Source organism: Rothia koreensis, from assembly GCF_052232265.1.
Taxonomy (GTDB): domain Bacteria; phylum Actinomycetota; class Actinomycetes; order Actinomycetales; family Micrococcaceae; genus Rothia; species Rothia koreensis.
The window spans coordinates 145,855-168,254 of the sequence record NZ_CP197643.1 but is presented as its reverse complement, the minus strand read 5'-3'; the positions used below and the strand labels follow the sequence as shown (position 1 = coordinate 168,254).

Annotated in this window: 12 protein-coding genes; 7 read left to right on the top strand and 5 right to left on the bottom strand. The window is 62.9% G+C overall.

Annotated features, from left to right (window positions below; all coding sequences use genetic code 11):
* The first annotated feature begins 25 nt into the window (after window positions 1–25).
* Together ACTSLZ_RS00725 and ACTSLZ_RS00720 are read left to right on the top strand one after the other, a co-directional pair.
* On the top strand, window positions 26–7,738 hold the full coding sequence (locus ACTSLZ_RS00725; RefSeq protein ID WP_443096072.1) for a hypothetical protein: 7,713 nt from the start codon (window positions 26–28) through the stop codon (window positions 7,736–7,738).
* Window positions 7,739–8,510: 772 nt separating this feature from the next.
* Window positions 8,511–9,821 carry an ISL3 family transposase gene (locus tag ACTSLZ_RS00720; RefSeq protein WP_179628043.1) on the top strand — a complete coding sequence of 437 codons (1,311 nt, stop codon included), beginning with the start codon at window positions 8,511–8,513 and terminating at the stop codon, window positions 9,819–9,821.
* A gap of 661 nt (window positions 9,822–10,482) precedes the next feature.
* Here ACTSLZ_RS00720 and ACTSLZ_RS00715 read toward each other — a convergent pair.
* Both ACTSLZ_RS00715 and ACTSLZ_RS00710 read right to left on the bottom strand, forming a co-directional pair.
* A complete protein-coding gene (locus tag ACTSLZ_RS00715) occupies window positions 10,483–11,793 on the bottom strand; it encodes an ISL3 family transposase (protein ID WP_179628043.1) in 1,311 nt (436 codons plus the stop codon).
* 291 nt (window positions 11,794–12,084) lie between these two features.
* The gene (locus ACTSLZ_RS00710) at window positions 12,085–12,951 is read right to left on the bottom strand and encodes a glycerophosphodiester phosphodiesterase family protein (protein WP_443095380.1); all 867 of its coding nucleotides are present in this window, start codon (window positions 12,949–12,951) and stop codon (window positions 12,085–12,087) included.
* Between the two features lie 83 nt (window positions 12,952–13,034).
* Between ACTSLZ_RS00710 and ACTSLZ_RS00705 the strand changes: the two genes are divergently transcribed.
* The 3 genes from ACTSLZ_RS00705 (at window position 13,035) to ACTSLZ_RS00695 (ending at window position 16,410) form a co-directional block, all read left to right on the top strand.
* Complete coding sequence (locus ACTSLZ_RS00705) at window positions 13,035–13,790, top strand: fructosamine kinase family protein (protein WP_443095379.1); 756 nt, start codon at window positions 13,035–13,037, stop codon at window positions 13,788–13,790.
* Between the two features lie 268 nt (window positions 13,791–14,058).
* Window positions 14,059–15,075 (top strand): agmatinase, encoded by a 1,017-nt coding sequence (speB, locus tag ACTSLZ_RS00700; RefSeq protein ID WP_443096071.1) that lies wholly within the window; start codon window positions 14,059–14,061, stop codon window positions 15,073–15,075.
* Between the two features lie 63 nt (window positions 15,076–15,138).
* On the top strand, window positions 15,139–16,410 hold the full coding sequence (locus ACTSLZ_RS00695; RefSeq protein ID WP_443095378.1) for an aminotransferase-like domain-containing protein: 1,272 nt from the start codon (window positions 15,139–15,141) through the stop codon (window positions 16,408–16,410).
* A gap of 27 nt (window positions 16,411–16,437) precedes the next feature.
* On the opposite strand, the gene ACTSLZ_RS00690 is transcribed toward ACTSLZ_RS00695, so the two are convergent.
* The 3 genes from ACTSLZ_RS00690 to ACTSLZ_RS00680 all read right to left on the bottom strand — a co-directional run bounded on the left by ACTSLZ_RS00690 (window position 16,438) and on the right by ACTSLZ_RS00680 (window position 19,741).
* Complete coding sequence (locus tag ACTSLZ_RS00690) at window positions 16,438–17,352, bottom strand: sulfurtransferase (protein WP_443095377.1); 915 nt, start codon at window positions 17,350–17,352, stop codon at window positions 16,438–16,440.
* Between the two features lie 91 nt (window positions 17,353–17,443).
* Entirely contained in the window at window positions 17,444–18,076 is a 633-nt protein-coding gene (locus ACTSLZ_RS00685; RefSeq protein WP_443095376.1) for a transglycosylase SLT domain-containing protein, read from the bottom strand.
* A 69-nt stretch (window positions 18,077–18,145) separates the two neighbouring features.
* Complete coding sequence (locus ACTSLZ_RS00680) at window positions 18,146–19,741, bottom strand: succinic semialdehyde dehydrogenase (RefSeq protein WP_443095375.1); 1,596 nt, start codon at window positions 19,739–19,741, stop codon at window positions 18,146–18,148.
* Between the two features lie 66 nt (window positions 19,742–19,807).
* Between ACTSLZ_RS00680 and ACTSLZ_RS00675 the strand changes: the two genes are divergently transcribed.
* Together ACTSLZ_RS00675 and ACTSLZ_RS00670 are read left to right on the top strand one after the other, a co-directional pair.
* Entirely contained in the window at window positions 19,808–21,019 is a 1,212-nt protein-coding gene (locus tag ACTSLZ_RS00675; RefSeq protein WP_443095374.1) for an alanine racemase, read from the top strand.
* Window positions 21,019–22,347 carry a D-arabinono-1,4-lactone oxidase gene (locus ACTSLZ_RS00670; RefSeq protein ID WP_443095373.1) on the top strand — a complete coding sequence of 443 codons (1,329 nt, stop codon included), beginning with the start codon at window positions 21,019–21,021 and terminating at the stop codon, window positions 22,345–22,347. Before ACTSLZ_RS00675 ends, ACTSLZ_RS00670 begins: the two co-directional genes overlap by 1 nt.
* Window positions 22,348–22,400 lie beyond the last annotated feature (53 nt).

The following is a 22,400-nucleotide window of genomic DNA, read 5'->3' as shown; positions in this document are numbered from 1 at the left end:
TGGTGCTGATCAGTCCGCTCAGGAGTTGGCTGCGGCGAAGGCGCAGGCTCATGCCACGGTTAATGCGTTGGGTCATTTGACCCCCGAGCACAAGGCTGCGGCGAACACTGCCGTGGATGCGGCGAAGACCACGGTTGAGGTTCATACCGCGGTTGATACTGCCCAGAAGCAGGATGAGACGGATCGTCAGGCCGCGATTGATGCTGCGATCAACAAGGATGGTGTGGATAAGACTCATCTGACTCCGGGTCAGCGGCAGCATCTGAAGGATCATGGTAAGGACGCGCAGAGTCCTGATCAGATCAAGAAGTTGGCTGATGAGTTGAAGGCTTTGGGTGAGGCCCAGAGGCAGGCTCATGCCACGGTTAATGCGTTGGGTCATTTGACCCCCGAGCACAAGAAGGCCTTCAACGACCAGGTGGATGCTGCTGATACGGTGGAGAAGGTCCATCAGGCCGAGACTGCTGCGAAGAACGCTGATGGTGCTGATCAGTCCGCTCAGGAGTTGGCTGCGGCGAAGGCGCAGGCTCATGCCACGGTTAATGCGTTGGGTCATTTGACCCCCGAGCACAAGGCTGCGGCGAACACTGCCGTGGATGCGGCGAAGACCACGGTTGAGGTTCATACCGCGGTTGATACTGCCCAGAAGCAGGATGAGACGGATCGTCAGGCCGCGATTGATGCTGCGATCAACAAGGATGGTGTGGATAAGACTCATCTGACTCCGGGTCAGCGGCAGCATCTGAAGGATCATGGTAAGGACGCGCAGAGTCCTGATCAGATCAAGAAGTTGGCTGATGAGTTGAAGGCTTTGGGTGAGGCCCAGAGGCAGGCTCATGCCACGGTTAATGCGTTGGGTCATTTGACCCCCGAGCACAAGGCTGCGGCGAATACGCAGGTGGATGCTGCCGATACGGTGGAGAAGGTTCAGGTCGCGGTCCAGCATGCCCAGTCCCAGGATGAGACGGATCGTCAGGCCGCGATTGATGCTGCGATCAACAAGGATGGTGTGGATAAGACTCATCTGACTCCGGGTCAGCGGCAGCATCTGAAGGATCATGGTAAGGACGCGCAGAGTCCTGATCAGATCAAGAAGTTGGCTGATGAGTTGAAGGCTTTGGGTGAGGCCCAGAGGCAGGCTCATGCCACGGTTAATGCGTTGGGTCATTTGACCCCCGAGCACAAGGCTGCGGCGAATACGCAGGTGGATGCTGCCGATACGGTGGAGAAGGTTCAGGTCGCGGTCCAGCATGCCCAGTCCCAGGATGAGACGGATCGTCAGGCCGCGATTGATGCTGCGATCAACAAGGATGGTGTGGATAAGACTCATCTGACTCCGGGTCAGCGGCAGCATCTGAAGGATCATGGTAAGGACGCGCAGAGTCCTGATCAGATCAAGAAGTTGGCTGATGAGTTGAAGGCTTTGGGTGAGGCCCAGAGGCAGGCTCATGCCACGGTTAATGCGTTGGGTCATTTGACCCCCGAGCACAAGGCTGCGGCGAATACGCAGGTGGATGCTGCCGATACGGTGGAGAAGGTTCAGGTCGCGGTCCAGCATGCCCAGTCCCAGGATGAGACGGATCGTCAGGCCGCGATTGATGCTGCGATCAACAAGGATGGTGTGGATAAGACTCATCTGACTCCGGGTCAGCGGCAGCATCTGAAGGATCATGGTAAGGACGCGCAGAGTCCTGATCAGATCAAGAAGTTGGCTGATGAGTTGAAGGCTTTGGGTGAGGCCCAGAGGCAGGCTCATGCCACGGTTAATGCGTTGGGTCATTTGACCCCCGAGCACAAGAAGGCCTTCAACGACCAGGTGGATGCTGCTGATACGGTGGAGAAGGTCCATCAGGCCGAGACTGCTGCGAAGAACGCTGATGGTGCTGATCAGTCCGCTCAGGAGTTGGCTGCGGCGAAGGCGCAGGCTCATGCCACGGTTAATGCGTTGGGTCATTTGACCCCCGAGCACAAGGCTGCGGCGAATACGCAGGTGGATGCTGCCGATACGGTGGAGAAGGTTCAGGTCGCGGTCCAGCATGCCCAGTCCCAGGATGAGACGGATCGTCAGGCCGCGATTGATGCTGCGATCAACAAGGATGGTGTGGATAAGACTCATCTGACTCCGGGTCAGCGGCAGCATCTGAAGGATCATGGTAAGGACGCGCAGAGTCCTGATCAGATCAAGAAGTTGGCTGATGAGTTGAAGGCTTTGGGTGAGGCCCAGAGGCAGGCTCATGCCACGGTTAATGCGTTGGGTCATTTGACCCCCGAGCACAAGAAGGCCTTCAACGACCAGGTGGATGCTGCTGATACGGTGGAGAAGGTCCATCAGGCCGAGACTGCTGCGAAGAACGCTGATGGTGCTGATCAGTCCGCTCAGGAGTTGGCTGCGGCGAAGGCGCAGGCTCATGCCACGGTTAATGCGTTGGGTCATTTGACCCCCGAGCACAAGGCTGCGGCGAATACGCAGGTGGATGCTGCCGATACGGTGGAGAAGGTTCAGGTCGCGGTCCAGCATGCCCAGTCCCAGGATGAGACGGATCGTCAGGCCGCGATTGATGCTGCGATCAACAAGGATGGTGTGGATAAGACTCATCTGACTCCGGGTCAGCGGCAGCATCTGAAGGATCATGGTAAGGACGCGCAGAGTCCTGATCAGATCAAGAAGTTGGCTGATGAGTTGAAGGCTTTGGGTGAGGCCCAGAGGCAGGCTCATGCCACGGTTAATGCGTTGGGTCATTTGACCCCCGAGCACAAGGCTGCGGCGAATACGCAGGTGGATGCTGCCGATACGGTGGAGAAGGTTCAGGTCGCGGTCCAGCATGCCCAGTCCCAGGATGAGACGGATCGTCAGGCCGCGATTGATGCTGCGATCAACAAGGATGGTGTGGATAAGACTCATCTGACTCCGGGTCAGCGGCAGCATCTGAAGGATCATGGTAAGGACGCGCAGAGTCCTGATCAGATCAAGAAGTTGGCTGATGAGTTGAAGGCTTTGGGTGAGGCCCAGAGGCAGGCTCATGCCACGGTTAATGCGTTGGGTCATTTGACCCCCGAGCACAAGGCTGCGGCGAATACGCAGGTGGATGCTGCCGATACGGTGGAGAAGGTTCAGGTCGCGGTCCAGCATGCCCAGTCCCAGGATGAGACGGATCGTCAGGCCGCGATTGATGCTGCGATCAACAAGGATGGTGTGGATAAGACTCATCTGACTCCGGGTCAGCGGCAGCATCTGAAGGATCATGGTAAGGACGCGCAGAGTCCTGATCAGATCAAGAAGTTGGCTGATGAGTTGAAGGCTTTGGGTGAGGCCCAGAGGCAGGCTCATGCCACGGTTAATGCGTTGGGTCATTTGACCCCCGAGCACAAGGCTGCGGCGAATACGCAGGTGGATGCTGCCGATACGGTGGAGAAGGTTCAGGTCGCGGTCCAGCATGCCCAGTCCCAGGATGAGACGGATCGTCAGGCCGCGATTGATGCTGCGATCAACAAGGATGGTGTGGATAAGACTCATCTGACTCCGGGTCAGCGGCAGCATCTGAAGGATCATGGTAAGGACGCGCAGAGTCCTGATCAGATCAAGAAGTTGGCTGATGAGTTGAAGGCTTTGGGTGAGGCCCAGAGGCAGGCTCATGCCACGGTTAATGCGTTGGGTCATTTGACCCCCGAGCACAAGAAGGCCTTCAACGACCAGGTGGATGCTGCTGATACGGTGGAGAAGGTCCATCAGGCCGAGACTGCTGCGAAGAACGCTGATGGTGCTGATCAGTCCGCTCAGGAGTTGGCTGCGGCGAAGGCGCAGGCTCATGCCACGGTTAATGCGTTGGGTCATTTGACCCCCGAGCACAAGGCTGCGGCGAATACGCAGGTGGATGCTGCCGATACGGTGGAGAAGGTTCAGGTCGCGGTCCAGCATGCCCAGTCCCAGGATGAGACGGATCGTCAGGCCGCGATTGATGCTGCGATCAACAAGGATGGTGTGGATAAGACTCATCTGACTCCGGGTCAGCGGCAGCATCTGAAGGATCATGGTAAGGACGCGCAGAGTCCTGATCAGATCAAGAAGTTGGCTGATGAGTTGAAGGCTTTGGGTGAGGCCCAGAGGCAGGCTCATGCCACGGTTAATGCGTTGGGTCATTTGACCCCCGAGCACAAGGCTGCGGCGAATACGCAGGTGGATGCTGCCGATACGGTGGAGAAGGTTCAGGTCGCGGTCCAGCATGCCCAGTCCCAGGATGAGACGGATCGTCAGGCCGCGATTGATGCTGCGATCAACAAGGATGGTGTGGATAAGACTCATCTGACTCCGGGTCAGCGGCAGCATCTGAAGGATCATGGTAAGGACGCGCAGAGTCCTGATCAGATCAAGAAGTTGGCTGATGAGTTGAAGGCTTTGGGTGAGGCCCAGAGGCAGGCTCATGCCACGGTTAATGCGTTGGGTCATTTGACCCCCGAGCACAAGGCTGCGGCGAATACGCAGGTGGATGCTGCCGATACGGTGGAGAAGGTTCAGGTCGCGGTCCAGCATGCCCAGTCCCAGGATGAGACGGATCGTCAGGCCGCGATTGATGCTGCGATCAACAAGGATGGTGTGGATAAGACTCATCTGACTCCGGGTCAGCGGCAGCATCTGAAGGATCATGGTAAGGACGCGCAGAGTCCTGATCAGATCAAGAAGTTGGCTGATGAGTTGAAGGCTTTGGGTGAGGCCCAGAGGCAGGCTCATGCCACGGTTAATGCGTTGGGTCATTTGACCCCCGAGCACAAGGCTGCGGCGAATACGCAGGTGGATGCTGCCGATACGGTGGAGAAGGTTCAGGTCGCGGTCCAGCATGCCCAGTCCCAGGATGAGACGGATCGTCAGGCCGCGATTGATGCTGCGATCAACAAGGATGGTGTGGATAAGACTCATCTGACTCCGGGTCAGCGGCAGCATCTGAAGGATCATGGTAAGGACGCGCAGAGTCCTGATCAGATCAAGAAGTTGGCTGATGAGTTGAAGGCTTTGGGTGAGGCCCAGAGGCAGGCTCATGCCACGGTTAATGCGTTGGGTCATTTGACCCCCGAGCACAAGAAGGCCTTCAACGACCAGGTGGATGCTGCTGATACGGTGGAGAAGGTCCATCAGGCCGAGACTGCTGCGAAGAACGCTGATGGTGCTGATCAGTCCGCTCAGGAGTTGGCTGCGGCGAAGGCGCAGGCTCATGCCACGGTTAATGCGTTGGGTCATTTGACCCCCGAGCACAAGGCTGCGGCGAATACGCAGGTGGATGCTGCCGATACGGTGGAGAAGGTTCAGGTCGCGGTCCAGCATGCCCAGTCCCAGGATGAGACGGATCGTCAGGCCGCGATTGATGCTGCGATCAACAAGGATGGTGTGGATAAGACTCATCTGACTCCGGGTCAGCGGCAGCATCTGAAGGATCATGGTAAGGACGCGCAGAGTCCTGATCAGATCAAGAAGTTGGCTGATGAGTTGAAGGCTTTGGGTGAGGCCCAGAGGCAGGCTCATGCCACGGTTAATGCGTTGGGTCATTTGACCCCCGAGCACAAGAAGGCCTTCAACGACCAGGTGGATGCTGCTGATACGGTGGAGAAGGTCCATCAGGCCGAGACTGCTGCGAAGAACGCTGATGGTGCTGATCAGTCCGCTCAGGAGTTGGCTGCGGCGAAGGCGCAGGCTCATGCCACGGTTAATGCGTTGGGTCATTTGACCCCCGAGCACAAGGCTGCGGCGAATACGCAGGTGGATGCTGCCGATACGGTGGAGAAGGTTCAGGTCGCGGTCCAGCATGCCCAGTCCCAGGATGAGACGGATCGTCAGGCCGCGATTGATGCTGCGATCAACAAGGATGGTGTGGATAAGACTCATCTGACTCCGGGTCAGCGGCAGCATCTGAAGGATCATGGTAAGGACGCGCAGAGTCCTGATCAGATCAAGAAGTTGGCTGATGAGTTGAAGGCTTTGGGTGAGGCCCAGAGGCAGGCTCATGCCACGGTTAATGCGTTGGGTCATTTGACCCCCGAGCACAAGGCTGCGGCGAATACGCAGGTGGATGCTGCCGATACGGTGGAGAAGGTTCAGGTCGCGGTCCAGCATGCCCAGTCCCAGGATGAGACGGATCGTCAGGCCGCGATTGATGCTGCGATCAACAAGGATGGTGTGGATAAGACTCATCTGACTCCGGGTCAGCGGCAGCATCTGAAGGATCATGGTAAGGACGCGCAGAGTCCTGATCAGATCAAGAAGTTGGCTGATGAGTTGAAGGCTTTGGGTGAGGCCCAGAGGCAGGCTCATGCCACGGTTAATGCGTTGGGTCATTTGACCCCCGAGCACAAGGCTGCGGCGAATACGCAGGTGGATGCTGCCGATACGGTGGAGAAGGTTCAGGTCGCGGTCCAGCATGCCCAGTCCCAGGATGAGACGGATCGTCAGGCCGCGATTGATGCTGCGATCAACAAGGATGGTGTGGATAAGACTCATCTGACTCCGGGTCAGCGGCAGCATCTGAAGGATCATGGTAAGGACGCGCAGAGTCCTGATCAGATCAAGAAGTTGGCTGATGAGTTGAAGGCTTTGGGTGAGGCCCAGAGGCAGGCTCATGCCACGGTTAATGCGTTGGGTCATTTGACCCCCGAGCACAAGGCTGCGGCGAATACGCAGGTGGATGCTGCCGATACGGTGGAGAAGGTTCAGGTCGCGGTCCAGCATGCCCAGTCCCAGGATGAGACGGATCGTCAGGCCGCGATTGATGCTGCGATCAACAAGGATGGTGTGGATAAGACTCATCTGACTCCGGGTCAGCGGCAGCATCTGAAGGATCATGGTAAGGACGCGCAGAGTCCTGATCAGATCAAGAAGTTGGCTGATGAGTTGAAGGCTTTGGGTGAGGCCCAGAGGCAGGCTCATGCCACGGTTAATGCGTTGGGTCATTTGACCCCCGAGCACAAGAAGGCCTTCAACGACCAGGTGGATGCTGCTGATACGGTGGAGAAGGTCCATCAGGCCGAGACTGCTGCGAAGAACGCTGATGGTGCTGATCAGTCCGCTCAGGAGTTGGCTGCGGCGAAGGCGCAGGCTCATGCCACGGTTAATGCGTTGGGTCATTTGACCCCCGAGCACAAGGCTGCGGCGAACACTGCCGTGGATGCGGCGAAGACCACGGTTGAGGTTCATACCGCGGTTGATACTGCCCAGAAGCAGGATGAGACGGATCGTCAGGCCGCGATTGATGCTGCGATCAACAAGGATGGTGTGGATAAGACTCATCTGACTCCGGGTCAGCGGCAGCATCTGAAGGATCATGGTAAGGACGCGCAGAGTCCTGATCAGATCAAGAAGTTGGCTGATGAGTTGAAGGCTTTGGGTGAGGCCCAGAGGCAGGCTCATGCCACGGTTAATGCGTTGGGTCATTTGACCCCCGAGCACAAGGCTGCGGCGAATACGCAGGTGGATGCTGCCGATACGGTGGAGAAGGTCCATCAGGCCGAGACTGCTGCGAAGAACGCTGATGGTGCTGATCATAAGGCTGCGGTGGGTAACATCGCACAAGGCTCTGGGCAGGCTGGCGGACCTGATACGTCTGCCCAGGCTGGTGCACGACACGCTGGTCAGGGTGGTCGCCATTTGGCACAGACGGGACGAGAGCTTGCTGATTTGGCTGGGGTGTCGGCCGCCTTATTGGTGGCGGGTGTTGCTGTAGTTGCTATAGTTCGTCGTCGAAAGAAGCATCTCTAAGCAACCAGTAGTACGTAAGTGTTATGTGCTACGAGATTGTGAGCCCCTGGGGATGATGAACGGGATCGCCTAGATAAATATGGGAATCGCTAAACACTCATCCGGACCAGAAGGGACCCTCCCTCATGGGGGGAAAGAATAACAGAGTGTCCCCGAGATCCTTCTATAGAGGTTCCCGGGACTGGCGACGCATCAGCCTCCCACCCGCCATTCACAGGTGGGTGGGAGGCGTTTTTCTTGATGCGAGCAATGAAGTAGTAGTAGCTTATAGTTCGCCGGTGCCCATGTCATCTGTCCGTGGGTGTGCGTGTGGGTTGCGGGCACAGACCAGCCACCGGTTACTTTCGTTGTCAGAGTATGGTTCTGAGGGCCATATATGCCCCTGAGCTTAGGGTCGGCTCTTACCTTGATGCCGTAGTATTGGTAGCTCTGAAGCTTGGCATTCTTGCAAGACTATGAGCTGAAGGGGGAGTAACTAACCGAGACTGAGACCACGGCTGAGTGTGGTGCACACTTTACAAGGTTGGGATGGTTTCCATCGGCTACAGGGGTTCCAGTCTTGAAAGAGCGGCCCTCCTGCCTAGCGCACTGGTACTTTGCGCTGAACACTCCATGGAGCTTAGGACTATTTGACTCTTTGCAGTTGGCGGAGCCTTTACCGGCTCTTCGCAGTTGAGGGGGTAGGTGGCTGAGCGCGTCGGTCGCCGGATGAGGGTCGAGGCCTTCCGATGATGGAAGTTCTCACACTGACCATCTGCCGGAAGACCTCGACGTGCACCACGCTACCTTCGCGACCCCTGATCTGACCGTGTTCTGCCATCTCGACGAGCTCGGCCTCGTGGCCACCGGTCAGCTTTTTGAGCCGGATCGCGCGGTGATCGAGTGCCGCGTCGCCGAGCCGGATCCGTGGTGCCGGGGATGCGGTAGCCAGGCGCTCTCGCGCGGGACGGACACGCGGCGTCTCGCCCACGAGCCGTTCGGTCATCGCCCGACGACGCTGCTGGTCCGGGTCCGCCGCTACAAGTGCTCGGGATGCGGACGGTCCTGGCGTGAGGACCTCACGGCAGCGGCGCCCGAGCGAGCCAAGCTGTCCCGTAGCGGGATGCGGTGGGCGTTGGAAGCGCTCGTGATCGACCACCTCACCGTCGCCCGCGTCGCCGCCGGACTCGGTGTCGGTTGGCACACGGCGAACAACGCGGTCCTCGCTGAAGGGCGTCGAGTGCTGATCGACGATCCCGCCCGGTTCGACGGCGTCGCCGTGATCGGCGTCGACGAGCACGTCTGGCGCCACACGAGAGTCGGCGACAAGTACGTCACCGTCATCATCGACCTCACCCCGAACCGCGACAAGACCGGCCCCGCCCGTCTGCTGGACATGATCGAGGGTCGCTCGAAAGCCGTGTTCAAGACCTGGCTCGCCGCACGCCCGCAGGACTGGCGCGATGGTGTCGAGGTCGTCGCGATGGACGGGTTCACCGGCTTCAAGACCGCCGTCAGCGAGGAGCTCCCGGACGCGCAGGCGGTGATGGACCCGTTCCACGTCGTCCGCCTCGCCGGCGACGCCCTCGACACCTGCCGTCGTCGCGTCCAGCAGTGCCTGCACGGCCGGCGGGGCCGCAAAAACGATCCGCTCTACAAGGCCCGCCGCATCCTCCACACCGGCGCGCAGCTGCTCACTGACCGGCAGCAGACCCGTCTCGAGGCACTGTTCGCGGTCTCCGAGCACGTCGAGGTCGAGGCGACCTGGGGCATCTACCAGCGCGTGATCGCCGCCTACCGCGAACCCGATCGGAAGACGGCGAAGAAGCTGATGACAGCCGTCATCGATTCCGTCTCCAGCGGCGTCCCCGCCGCGCTCGTGGAGGTCCGCAAGCTCGGCCGCACGCTCAAGCAGCGCGCCGCCGACATCCTCGCGTTCTTCGACCGGCCCGGCACGTCCAACGGGCCAACAGAGGCGATCAACGGGCGCCTGGAACACCTCCGCGGCTCCGCCCTCGGATTCCGGAACCTCACGAACTACATAGCCCGATCGCTGCTCGACACCGGCGGCTTCAGGAACCACCTACACCCTCAAATGCGATGAGCCCCTTTACCGCCATCATGGTTGGTACTGCATTGAGAGCCATCGTTTGCGTGAGCGGGGGCGGCCACTGCTGTGGTTTCAACGGTCAAGGCAGCTACCGTGAATCTGGTGGAAAGGTTCGTCTGGGCTTAGCATTCATGTTTTCTCCTCTACTGAGCGATACAGGCGACATGGCATGAGCCTCACGACAGGGAATATCGTCCTCAGTGCCAACCGAACAAAAATTGAGTATCAGTCGGGGACAGAAAATCTCCCAAGGACTGAAGACTGTTGGCAGTCATGGCTCCAGAGCCACAAACGATCCTGCGCCCGTTGCTGCCGTTTATATATCTCGGGCTGTGTTCCTGGCTGGCGTAGCCAATGATGCCGGCCACCGAGGCAGACCGGGCGAAGACACCTCCGCCGATCAAGGCCTCTGCCTCCTGACCGGGAATGGTCCTACAGTCGTCAAGGAGGCCAACTCGTTTCGAATGATGCCCCTTCGGTGCATGCAACATTGCTCGCAAAGTGGGAAGGAAATAGACGTCCGGAAGCTTATGCCTACATGCTTGCCGCGGGTAGCGCCAGGGGTGGTGCTGGCAGTTTGTGCGTCCTGAAACCAGCACAATCTTCGCGGAGTAGCACTAGCTATCACAGCCACGAGTAGACAAGTTTTAGCGGCTCATCGCATTTGAGGGTGTAGGTGGTTCCTGAAGCCGCCGGTGTCGAGCAGCGATCGGGCTATGTAGTTCGTGAGGTTCCGGAATCCGAGGGCGGAGCCGCGGAGGTGTTCCAGGCGCCCGTTGATCGCCTCTGTTGGCCCGTTGGACGTGCCGGGCCGGTCGAAGAACGCGAGGATGTCGGCGGCGCGCTGCTTGAGCGTGCGGCCGAGCTTGCGGACCTCCACGAGCGCGGCGGGGACGCCGCTGGAGACGGAATCGATGACGGCTGTCATCAGCTTCTTCGCCGTCTTCCGATCGGGTTCGCGGTAGGCGGCGATCACGCGCTGGTAGATGCCCCAGGTCGCCTCGACCTCGACGTGCTCGGAGACCGCGAACAGTGCCTCGAGACGGGTCTGCTGCCGGTCAGTGAGCAGCTGCGCGCCGGTGTGGAGGATGCGGCGGGCCTTGTAGAGCGGATCGTTTTTGCGGCCCCGCCGGCCGTGCAGGCACTGCTGGACGCGACGACGGCAGGTGTCGAGGGCGTCGCCGGCGAGGCGGACGACGTGGAACGGGTCCATCACCGCCTGCGCGTCCGGGAGCTCCTCGCTGACGGCGGTCTTGAAGCCGGTGAACCCGTCCATCGCGACGACCTCGACACCATCGCGCCAGTCCTGCGGGCGTGCGGCGAGCCAGGTCTTGAACACGGCTTTCGAGCGACCCTCGATCATGTCCAGCAGACGGGCGGGGCCGGTCTTGTCGCGGTTCGGGGTGAGGTCGATGATGACGGTGACGTACTTGTCGCCGACTCTCGTGTGGCGCCAGACGTGCTCGTCGACGCCGATCACGGCGACGCCGTCGAACCGGGCGGGATCGTCGATCAGCACTCGACGCCCTTCAGCGAGGACCGCGTTGTTCGCCGTGTGCCAACCGACACCGAGTCCGGCGGCGACGCGGGCGACGGTGAGGTGGTCGATCACGAGCGCTTCCAACGCCCACCGCATCCCGCTACGGGACAGCTTGGCTCGCTCGGGCGCCGCTGCCGTGAGGTCCTCACGCCAGGACCGTCCGCATCCCGAGCACTTGTAGCGGCGGACCCGGACCAGCAGCGTCGTCGGGCGATGACCGAACGGCTCGTGGGCGAGACGCCGCGTGTCCGTCCCGCGCGAGAGCGCCTGGCTACCGCATCCCCGGCACCACGGATCCGGCTCGGCGACGCGGCACTCGATCACCGCGCGATCCGGCTCAAAAAGCTGACCGGTGGCCACGAGGCCGAGCTCGTCGAGATGGCAGAACACGGTCAGATCAGGGGTCGCGAAGGTAGCGTGGTGCACGTCGAGGTCTTCCGGCAGATGGTCAGTGTGAGAACTTCCATCATCGGAAGGCCTCGACCCTCATCCGGCGGCCGACGCGCTCAGCCACCTACCCCCTCAACTGCGAAGAGCCTCTTAAGGTGCTGAGGCTTTTTCATTGACTGAACTCCATAGAGCCACGGCCCAAACTGTTTTCGAGCCTGGTCGACCCAATGTAAGTCACGTCTCATAATTCGGTCAATGAATATTCAAAAATGAATACTCATGACAGATATTGGGGTTCTCGCGGTGTATTTTGGTGAAAATTTTATTCTAATTGGAAAGTTTTGCCGTCAGGCTTGAATTTCCGGGGTCGTCGTCCGTAGTTGCTCCGCCGGAGGTGCGCCGCAACGGCGTCGAACCATCCGACCGCAACGACGACGGCGCATCCTGGGGAGTCATGCCCTTGGGGCCGTCCGTGCATATCCCGCCCACGCCCCAGCGGGCGAGCCTGGCGGCGCGGCGCGGATTGTTGACCGTCCACGTGTTGACGCCGAATCCTTCGGCTCTGATCAATGTCACGATTTTTCGGGTGAGTTCACGGTGGTGCGGATGGATGAATTCGGCGCCGGTCGCCCATGCCGCATTGCGCCATACACTGTGGCGTTTCAAGGGTGCGAATCGGCTCCGTTCGAACAAGCATCCCAATCGCAGTTGGGGTGCGGCCAGGTGCAGCGCCGCGAGAAGCCGATGATTGAAGGAGGAAATGATCACCCGATTTCTCAGTGATTCCGGGTCGAGGCGTTTCAGCCCACGGATGAGGGTGTCGATGTAATCGTCGATTCGCTCCGGTGTGGGGTCGGAGAGTTTGAGCTCGACATTCGCGCTCAGCCCGGTCTGGTTCATCAGGTCGACGAGGTTGGCGAGCGTGGGGACCCGGCTGTTCGTGTAGCGCGCGGAGAACCAGCGACCGACGTCGATCCCTGGAAGATCTTCGGATGTGGACGTGCTCACGCGGGCCGACGTTCGACCGGTCCGGCGGAACGAGGCATCGTGCACCAGGACGACGGTGCCGTCTTCGAGCATGTCCGCGTCCGTCTCGATCCACGTGAATCCCGCATCCACGGCCGACTCAAAGGCGGCCATGGTGTTTTCGGGCGCTTTCGAGGAGTGGCCGCGATGGGCGATCAAGAAGCTCACGACTTCATCCTGACAGAGATGTGTGGCGCGCCGGTAAACATTGGTCCTCTTTCGGGTGAGCTCACGGTGGGACATCATGAAGTATGGAGTTTTTCACGAAGCGCACGACGGGTCGGCCTGCTGACTGGGAGAAAGCCGGATTGGACTGGCTCGCCGACGCCGAGGAGACCGGCGGGGTCAGGATCTGCCGGGTGCTCGGCGTCGAGGAGGACGGTCTTCGGCTCGAGATGATCCGTGAGTCTTCGCCGTCGAAAGCATCCGCCCGGGCCTTCGGGCAAGGGTTGGCCATGATGCACGACGCCGGGGCTCCCGCCTGGGGTGCAGGCCCTCCCGGGTGGGAGGGGGATGGGTACCAGGGGCCCGCGACTCAGCAGCTCCCGCTTCCACTCGGAGAGTTCAACGGGTGGGGAGAAATGTTCGCGAGATTGCGGATCGAACCGCTGGTTCGGGAGACCGCAGGGTTCTCCGGTGAGGACCGGAAGTTCTTCGGCCGTCTGTGCGAGAGGCTCGCGGGCGGCGTATTTGACGACGACGACTCGCCGTGCCGCCTGCACGGCGACCTGTGGGCCGGGAATGTCCTGTGGTCGGGAGACGAAGTCGTCCTGATCGACCCCACCCCCTACGGCGGGCATCGGGAGGATGACCTGGCTGCGCTGAACATGTTCGGTGCTTCGCATCTGGGCGAGATCATCAAGGGGTACGACGAGGCCCGACCGCTCGAGGCAGGATGGCAGGAGCGCGTGGATCTGCACCAGCTCCACCTGATTCTGTTGCACGCCGCGCTGTTCGGTGGAGGATACGGGCGCCGCGCCGTCGAGGCCGCGCGTCGCTACGTCTAGCCCCGAGTCAATTCCCCGCGAGGTGGCAACTTATCCCGCGAGGTGGCAGTGGCGTGCGGAAAATGGGGCGAAAACCGCACGAGATTGCCACCTCGCGGCGCCCATTGCCACCTCGCGGCGCCCATTGCCACTTCGCGGATGGGCCGTGCGTCGATACAACTTTTGTTGCACAATGGGAAACAAGCCAGACTGTCCCTCCGGAAGGATGCACGTGACCAGCGAAAACAAGCCCCAGGCCAAGCCGAGTTTCTCGGCCGATCCCGAACGCATCGTCGAGACCGACGCGAACGGTCGTTCGTTCGTGGGTCCCGTCAACGCCGCCCAGGTTCCGCGCTGGGCCGGCAACGGAACGTTCGCCCGGCTGCCGCGTCTGGACGAAGTGGGGGAGGCCGACGTCGTCGTCGCGGGCATGCCCTGGGACACGGGAGTCTCCTACCGGCCCGGGGCCCGCTTCGGCCCCAATCACGTGCGCGAATCATCGCGTCTGCTGCGTCCGTTCAATCCCGCACAGAACGTGTCGCCCTTCAAGAACACGCAGGTGGCCGACGCGGGTGACATCATCGGCAACCCCTTCGACATCGAGGACGCTCTCGGCGCCATGGAGGCCGGAGCGTTCGAGCTGACTCAGGACGGAACCAGGCTCATCACGATCGGTGGGGACCACACCGTTGCCCTGCCCAATCTGAGGAACATGCATCGGCAGCACGGGCCGGTCGCCCTGCTGCATTTCGACGCTCACCTGGATACGTGGGACACCTATTTTGGGGCCGAGTACACGCATGGCACGCCGTTCCGCCGGGCATTCGAGGAGAACCTGATCGACACGGATGCGTTGTGTCATGTCGGCACGCGTGGTCCGCTCTACGGCACGCAGGATCTGGACGACGACGCCCGGTTCGGATTCGGCATCGTGTCCTCCGCGGACATCTACCGCCTCGGCGTGGACAAGGTCGTCGACCTCCTGCGCCAGCGGGTCGGCGACCGTCCCCTGTACATTTCCCTCGACATCGATGTCCTGGACCCGGCCCATGCGCCCGGGACCGGTACCCCTGAGGCCGGCGGCGCGACGAGCCGGGAGATCCTCGAGATCATCCGCGGGCTGCGGGGGCTCGACGTCGTCGGCGGCGAGGTCGTCGAGGTCGCACCCGCCTACGACCACGCGGAGCTCACGGGAATCGCGGCGGCACACATCGTCTACGAATTCATCAGCCTCATGGCCCTGGGCAAGAACGCTCCGGCCGATGGCCCCGCGTACGGCGAGGCCAAGAACACGTACGGCAAGTAGGCCGATCGCGGGCGCACCGTCCGCGCACTCCGGCCGCCCCCACTCGATTCGAAGGAGATCTAAGTGGTCAGCATTCAGGAACTCATGTCCGGAGCAACCGGCGCGGATGCGCGCCTGATGCAAGGATTCGCGACCAGGGCGTCGGGCTTCCGGCCATCGCCCGTGCGCGACGTCTTCGAGGTCTCCATGCGGCCCGGCATCATCTCCTTGGCCGGCGGCAATCCCGACCTGGAACTCCTGCCGCTGGACCGGTTGGGTCAGATGGCGTCGGAGATCATTGCCAAGGAAGGGCTCGAGGTTCTGCAGTACGGTTCCGGCGCAGGGTTGGAGGAGCTGGCCGAACTCGTGTGCGGGTTCATGGAATCGGAGGGGTCCCGTCCGAAACTGGACGAGATCCAGATGACCGCCGGCTCCCAGATGGGCCTGGACCTGGTGACCAAGCTGTTCACCGACCCGGGCGACGTCGTCCTCGCCGAAGGCCCCACGTACACGGGCGCCCTCGGCGTGTTCGAGGGCTACGAGGTCGAGGTCCAGCAGGTCGAGATGGACGAGCAGGGCCTCGTGCCGGGCCAGGTGGAGGAGAGAATCAAGCAGCTTGCCGCCGAGGGCAAGAAGGTCAAGTTCCTCTACACGATCCCGAACTTCCAGAACCCGACCGGCGTGACCCTCGCCGACGATCGACGCGCCGAGCTCGTGCGGGTCTGCCGGGAGAACGACGTCCTGGTCGTCGAGGACAACCCCTACGGCCAGCTGGGTTTCGACGGCGAACGTCACCGTTCGTTGCACTCCTACGATCCCGACGCCGTGATCTACCTCGGCAGCTTCTCGAAAGTCTTCTCGCCGGGTGTTCGCGTGGGGTGGATGGTCGCGCCGCCGCGCGTCAGGAAGTTCCTCCAGATCGCGGGCGAGGCCGTGACGATCTGCCCGTCAGTGCTCTCCCAGCGGCTGGTGCTCGGGTTCATGAGCGAAGGCATGTGGGAGCCCCACACGCGCAAGACCTCGACCCTCTACCAGGAGCGCTGCGAGGCCGTGCTGAACGCCTGTGAGCAACACATGCCCGAAGGCACGCAGTGGACCGTGCCCGAGGGCGGGTTCTTCACGTGGCTGACCCTGCCGGAAGGCGGCGCGGCCGATGCGGAAAAGGCCCTGCCTCGCGCGATCGATGCCGGCGTGGTCTTCGTCCCCGGCACGGCGTTCTACGACGACGCCGCGGCTCACCGTGCCGGCAACCCTCCCGCCGTCCCTTCGGGTGCCCGCAACCTGCGTCTCGCTTTCTCCTCGGTCTCGCCCGAAAAGCTCTCCGAGGGCGTCGAGAGGCTCGCAAAGGTTCTGTAGCTCGGCCCGGGCGGCGCGGTCGTGCCGCTACACGTTGTCCGGCCCCGACTCGCCGGCCGCGGACTCGGCGTCAGGGGCTGGATGCAGGGCCGAATACTGGGACCACGAGCCAGCGTACAGACGACCGTGGAGCCCCGCGGCTTCCATGGCCACCAGGTTGTGGCATGCGGTGACGCCGGACCCGCAGTACACGATGGGTGAGGCGGTCCCGGCGTCGTCGGTGGACCGCGGGACCCCTGCGTCCTCGAAGCGTTTCCGCAGTTCCGGCGCCGAAAGGAACCGGCCGTCGTCGCCAATGTTCTTGGCGTGGAATACGTTCTCGGCGCCGGGAATGTGGCCGGCCCAGGCGTCCATGGGCTCTGTCTCGCCCCGATAGCGTTCGGGGGCTCTCGAATCGATGAGCGGCCGACCATTCGTGCCCGCCGTTTCGGCGTCCTCCATCGAAGCGGTCCACTCCGGATTCACGGGGGTTCGGGCGAAACTCCCCGGGTCGGCCGGGGCCACGTCTCCCGACCCCTCGACCAGCGACCCCTGGCCGAAAGCCTCGACCCAGGCCTGGATTCCGCCGTCGAGGACCATCGCCGTATGGCCCGTGGCGCGAAGCAGCCACACGAGGCGCGAGGCGGAGGCCCCAGAGGCATCGTCGTACGCGATGACGACGCTCTGGTCATCGATGCCGGCCGATTCCATCCCGGCCGCGAAGGTTTCCGCATCGGGGAGCGGGTGACGTCCGGTTTCTGCGGTGCCGGGTGCGGCGAGCACCGTGTCGAGGTCGACGAACGCCGCTCCCGGAACATGCCCCGAGCGGTATTCATCCAGTCCGGGGTGCCCGTTCAAGTACCAGCGGACGTCGGCGACCCGGATGGGGACATCCGGCCTTTCGATCAGTTCGGCGGCCTGGTCGATGGCGATGATCCACGGAAATTCTGAAGTTGGTGCCATGGCACCAATCTAGTCCGACATCTCCGGTTTGACGTCGTCGCGCGGGCCGAGGCGGCAATGCCGTGCGAGAACGACCGGATGTCCGGGCCGACTAGCAGGAGCTCTGGGCGTACTTGTCGTCGGAGAGCTTCATGATCTTGTCCACGTACAGCTTGGTTTCCTGGATGTCGGGGACGCCTTTCGCCTTCTTCATGGCGTTGGGTCCGGCGTTGTACCCGGCCAGGGCGTACCGATTGACCTGGTCCTCATTGTCGGCGTAGTCGCGGGCCTGGTCACGAAGGAATTTCATGTACCGCCCCTGAGCGGCGATCGCGTCCTTCTCGTTCATGGGGTCGCCCTCGCCCCAGGTTTCCCAGGTGTCATCCGTGAATTGGGCGATCCCCTTGGCGCCCGCTTTGGAGTGGGCATCCGGATTCCACGCGGATTCGGCCTCGATCTGGGCGGCCAGGACATTGGCCGGAAGACCCGACTCGTCGGAGGCCTTGTCGACCTCGCCGGAGAGGTGATCGGGGATGGCGGACGAACCGTGGTTGGGGACCGTCGGGGTATCGATCAGCGCGCACTCGGTCTTGCCGTAGTCGCTCAGGAACAGACCCACGGCCCCGGCAAGGAGCAGGGTCAACGCCGTCACGACCTGCCAATCGCGCGCAAGGAATCCCGCAACGCCCTTGCCGTGCTCGATGCGTGCGGTTCTTCCGCGGGAGTTCCTGTGCGAATGAGTCATCGGGTCAAGCCTACAGAGTGGATTGCTCCAGGTCGGCCCCTAGTTGTCCCAGATCACTCCCGCAACGGACTATTTCATGCCCAGCGTCTTCATCGCACCGAGCGCCGAGGTCATGACCCTCTGGAATCTCGTCGGGTCCAGGGGTCCCGAAGGTGCGATGGGGACCAGGGCCTGGCGCGCGATGGTTCGAGATCTGGTGAATTCAAGGATCCCTTCCGGGCCGTGCCGGTGACCGAGGCCGGACGCCTTCCACCCGCCCGACGGCGCCGCGACGGACCCCCACGCGGCCGCGAAGGCTTCGTTGACGTTGACCATCCCCGAGCGCAGGCGGGAAGCGACCTCCAGGCCGTGACTCCTGGATCCCGAATACACGCTCGCGTTGAGCCCGTAGGCGCCCCCGTTCGCGCGGGTGATCGCCTCGTCGTCGGACTCGACGCGCCAAACGGCCACGACCGGTCCGAAAGTCTCCTCGGTCGCGATCGGGGCCTCGTGGGGAACGTCGGTCAGGACCGTCGGTTCGAAGAAACACGGCCCCAGGTCGGGCCGGGTCGAGCCGCCGGCGAGCACGCGTGCCCCTGATCGGACCGCATTCGCCACGGCGCCCCGGACCCGCTCGAGATGCGCCTCCGAGATCAGGCTGCCGACGTCGCGGCTGTGGTCGAACGAGAATCCCACCCGCAGCGCTGCGGTCGCCTCCGCGTAGCGCGCGCAGAACTTCTCGTACAGGTCCTCGACCACGTAGATCCGTTCGATGGACAGGCACAATTGCCCGGTCGAGGAAAAGGCGCCACGGACGGCACCGTCCACGGCGGCTTCCAGTGAGGCGTCGGAGCAGACGATCATGGGGTTCTTGCCGCCCAGTTCGAGGGTGGTCGGCGTCAGCATGTGCGCGGTCTGTGTTGCTATGCCGCGGCCGGCGGCCGTGGACCCCGTGAAGGACACGGCGTCGGCGGTCTCGAGGAGGGCGTCGCCGACGTCGTCGACCGCTCCCGGAACGAGTTGCCACACGTCAGAAGGCAACCCGGCGGCGACCGCGAGGCGACGCATCAGGACTGCCGAGAGGACCGTTGCGGAGTCGGGCTTGTGCACGACGGCGTTGCCGGCGGCGAGGGCGGAGAGGAGATCGGTTCCGCCCAGGGACACCGGGTAGTTCCACGGCGTGATGAAGCCGACCGTGCCAACCGGTGCGTGGTGGACGATCGTGCTCGTCAGGCCGGGGATGGCGCCTCGGCGTCTTTCCTCGCGCAGGACTCGGGGAGCCGCCCGGCCGACAAAACGGCACACGTTGTACGCGTCCATGATCTCGTCGTAGGCGTGGATGCGGGATTTACCCGTCTCGGCCTGGATGGTGTCCAACAGGAGTGCCTCATGCCGCCGGATCTCGCCGTGCAGCCGGAGCAGCACGGCCGCGCGGTCCGTCGCGGGACGGTCCGACCAGGCCACTCGGGCTGCGCGGCTTCTCTCCGGGGCGCGACGGACGTCCTCCGCGGTCGCCCCGGGCACCGAGGCGATCGTTCGCCCGAGCGCGGGTGCCGCGACATGGATCGGGGATCCCGTGCCCACGACGTCGTCCTCCAGGTTCTCGGCCAGGAACTCGGCCAGCCGGCGCGGGACATCTGTGACTGCCGCGGATCCGGTGAGCGTATCGCCACGTGATGTACTCATGAGTCCATGATGGCAGAGACTGACGTAGGGTGTGATGCAACGCACCACGTCAGCGAAGGGTTATCCATGGTCTCTCTCTCCGTCCGCCAAGCTCTCCGGGGAATGGACGGTCCGATCGGGGTCATCGACAGGGATGCGTTGGATGCGAATATCGATGCGCTGAGGGAGAGGGCGGGCGGGCTGCCCATTCGTGTGGCTTCCAAATCCCTGCGGATCCCGGGAGTCATGTCCTACGTCCTGGCCAGGCCGGGGTTTCGCGGCATCATGGCTTTCTCCTTGGAAGAGGCCCTGGCCCTCGTGGAGAAGGGGTGCGAGGACGTCCTCGTCGCCTACCCGACGACCAACCGTCCCGGGCTCCGAAGGCTCGCGGCAAACCGGCGGGCGAGGGAGAGAATCACGCTCACGGTCGATTCCTCGGAGCATCTCGACTACGTCGAAAAATATGTACGCGAAGGGGAATCCGACGGGACGGCGTCGGCATTGCCGCCCGTGAGGCTGTGTCTTGAGGTGGACGCATCGTTGCGGATCTGGGAGAAGGTCCTGGCGGACCGTGTCCACTTGGGGGCGCGACGCTCGCCGGTGCGAACACCGGAGCAGGCGCTCGACGTCGTCCGCCAGATCTCTCGCCGACCCCACCTCGTCCTGGTGGGGATCCTTTCCTACGAAGGGCAGATCGCGGGCCAGGCGAATGCGGGAAAGGGGCTCAAGGCCATGGTGACCCGCCGCGTGCAGGGCATCTCGGTCGACGAGCTCAAGGACCGCAGGACCCGGGTGATCGCCGCCGTCCGGGAGGAGCAGGACCTCGAATTCGTCAACGGCGGCGGCACAGGGTCCCTCGAGACGAGCACGAGTGAGGGCACACTCACCGAGTTGGGCGCCGGATCGGGCCTGCTGTCCCCGGGGCTCTTCGACGGCTACCAGCAGTTCCACCACCGGCCCGCCGCATTCATCGCAACCCCCGTGGTGCGTCGCCCGGCGCCGGGCTGGGTCACGGTCTTCGAGGGCGGCTGGATCGCTTCCGGCCCGCCAGGGGCGGACCGGGTCCCGACCATCGCCTGGCCCGAAGGCCTCAAATACTCTCCGACCGAGGGGCCGGGCGAGGTCCAGACCCCGTTGCACGGCCCCGGCGCCGACACGTTGGGGCTCGGGGACCTGGTGTACTTTCGCCACGCCAAGGCCGGTGAACTCGCGGAGCACCTGACCGAGTACCAGGTCGTGTCCGGCGGCCGGATTCTCGAGACATGGAAGACCTACCGAGGCGAAGGATGGGCGTTCTGATGCACACTGTCAGCAACTGGTCGGGGATCGAATCGGCCCGACCCCAGCACATGTGGAAGCCGCGTTCTGAGGCGCAGGCGGCCGACGTCGTGCGGCAGGCCTCGGCGCGAGGCGAACGCGTCAGGGTCATGGGGGCCGGCCATTCCTTCACCCCCGTCGCCTTGGGGGAGGACCACCTGGTGAGTCTGGACGAGATGAGCGGCCTGGTCGGCGTGGACGTGGGACGGCGTCGCGCCCGATTCCGCGCCGGGACGCGCCTCCGCGACATCCCGGCTCTGCTGGCACCGTATGGCCTGGCCCTGACGAATCAGGGCGACGTCAACCCGCAGTCGATCGCCGGGGCGATCTCGACGGGAACCCACGGAACCGGGCTCGGGTTCACCGGATTCGGCGGGACAGTGACGGGGCTGAAACTGTTGACGGCCGACGGGTCGGTGCTGAACCTCTCCGAGACCGAGCATCCCGAGATCTTCTCGCTGGCCCGAATCTCGGTCGGCGTGCTCGGGCTGCTCCTGGAGGTCGAGTTGCAGTGCGTCGAGGCCTTCGACCTGGTCGCCCAGGAGACCGGGGAGAACCTCGACGACTTGTTGGACGGTGTGGAACAACGGGCCCGGGCCCACGACCACCTCGAGTTCTTCTGGTACCCCCATACGGATCGGGCGGTGGCCAAGACCAATACGCGGGTTCGCAGGGGAGAGCAGGTCCCTGCTGGTCTCGCCGACGTGCGGCCGAGGAAGAAGTGGGCGCAGGTCCTGAGCGAGGAAGTCGTGGACAACGGCGGACTGCGGGCGATGTGCGAAGTCGGGTCCCTGGTCCCCGCAGCCATTCCGACCCTCTGCCGCGTCGCGGCCTGGGCGACGTCCAACCGCGCCTACAGGGCGGCCGCCCACGAGGTTTTCGTATCGCCGAGACGAGTGCGGTTCAACGAGACCGAATGGGCCGTTCCGCTGGAGGAAGGTCCCGCCGCGGTCCGCGAGGTCCGTGACCTCATCGAGTGCAAGAACCTGAAGATTTCCTTTCCCATCGAAGGCCGCGTGGCAGCCGCGGACGACGTCCCCCTGTCCACCGCGTACGGCCGAGAGACGATGTACATCGCGGCACACCAGTTCTTCCGTGAGGACCCGACCGAGTACCTCACCGGCGTCGAACGGGTCATGCGCGCTCACGGGGGCCGCCCTCACTGGGGCAAACGGCACACACTGGGGTACGAGGAACTCGCGGGGCTGTATCCGAGGTTCGAGGACTTCCGCGCGCTCCGGTCGCTCCTGGACCCCGACGCCGTGTTCGGCAACTCCCACACGGACCGGCTGTTCGGCGTCGACTGGTAGGGCGCCCGGGATCGGGGCCGATTGGGGCGGGCGGCTTTGCTGGGTTTGGGTTG

Coding starts and splice junctions, on each gene's coding strand:
- ACTSLZ_RS00680 (WP_443095375.1), bottom strand. CDS start 19,741: ATGAGTACATCACGTGGCGATACGCTCACCGGATCCGCGGCAGTCACA.
- ACTSLZ_RS00675 (WP_443095374.1), top strand. CDS start 19,808: ATGGTCTCTCTCTCCGTCCGCCAAGCTCTCCGGGGAATGGACGGTCCG.
- ACTSLZ_RS00705 (WP_443095379.1), top strand. CDS start 13,035: ATGGAGTTTTTCACGAAGCGCACGACGGGTCGGCCTGCTGACTGGGAG.
- ACTSLZ_RS00685 (WP_443095376.1), bottom strand. CDS start 18,076: ATGACTCATTCGCACAGGAACTCCCGCGGAAGAACCGCACGCATCGAG.
- ACTSLZ_RS00670 (WP_443095373.1), top strand. CDS start 21,019: ATGCACACTGTCAGCAACTGGTCGGGGATCGAATCGGCCCGACCCCAG.
- ACTSLZ_RS00690 (WP_443095377.1), bottom strand. CDS start 17,352: ATGGCACCAACTTCAGAATTTCCGTGGATCATCGCCATCGACCAGGCC.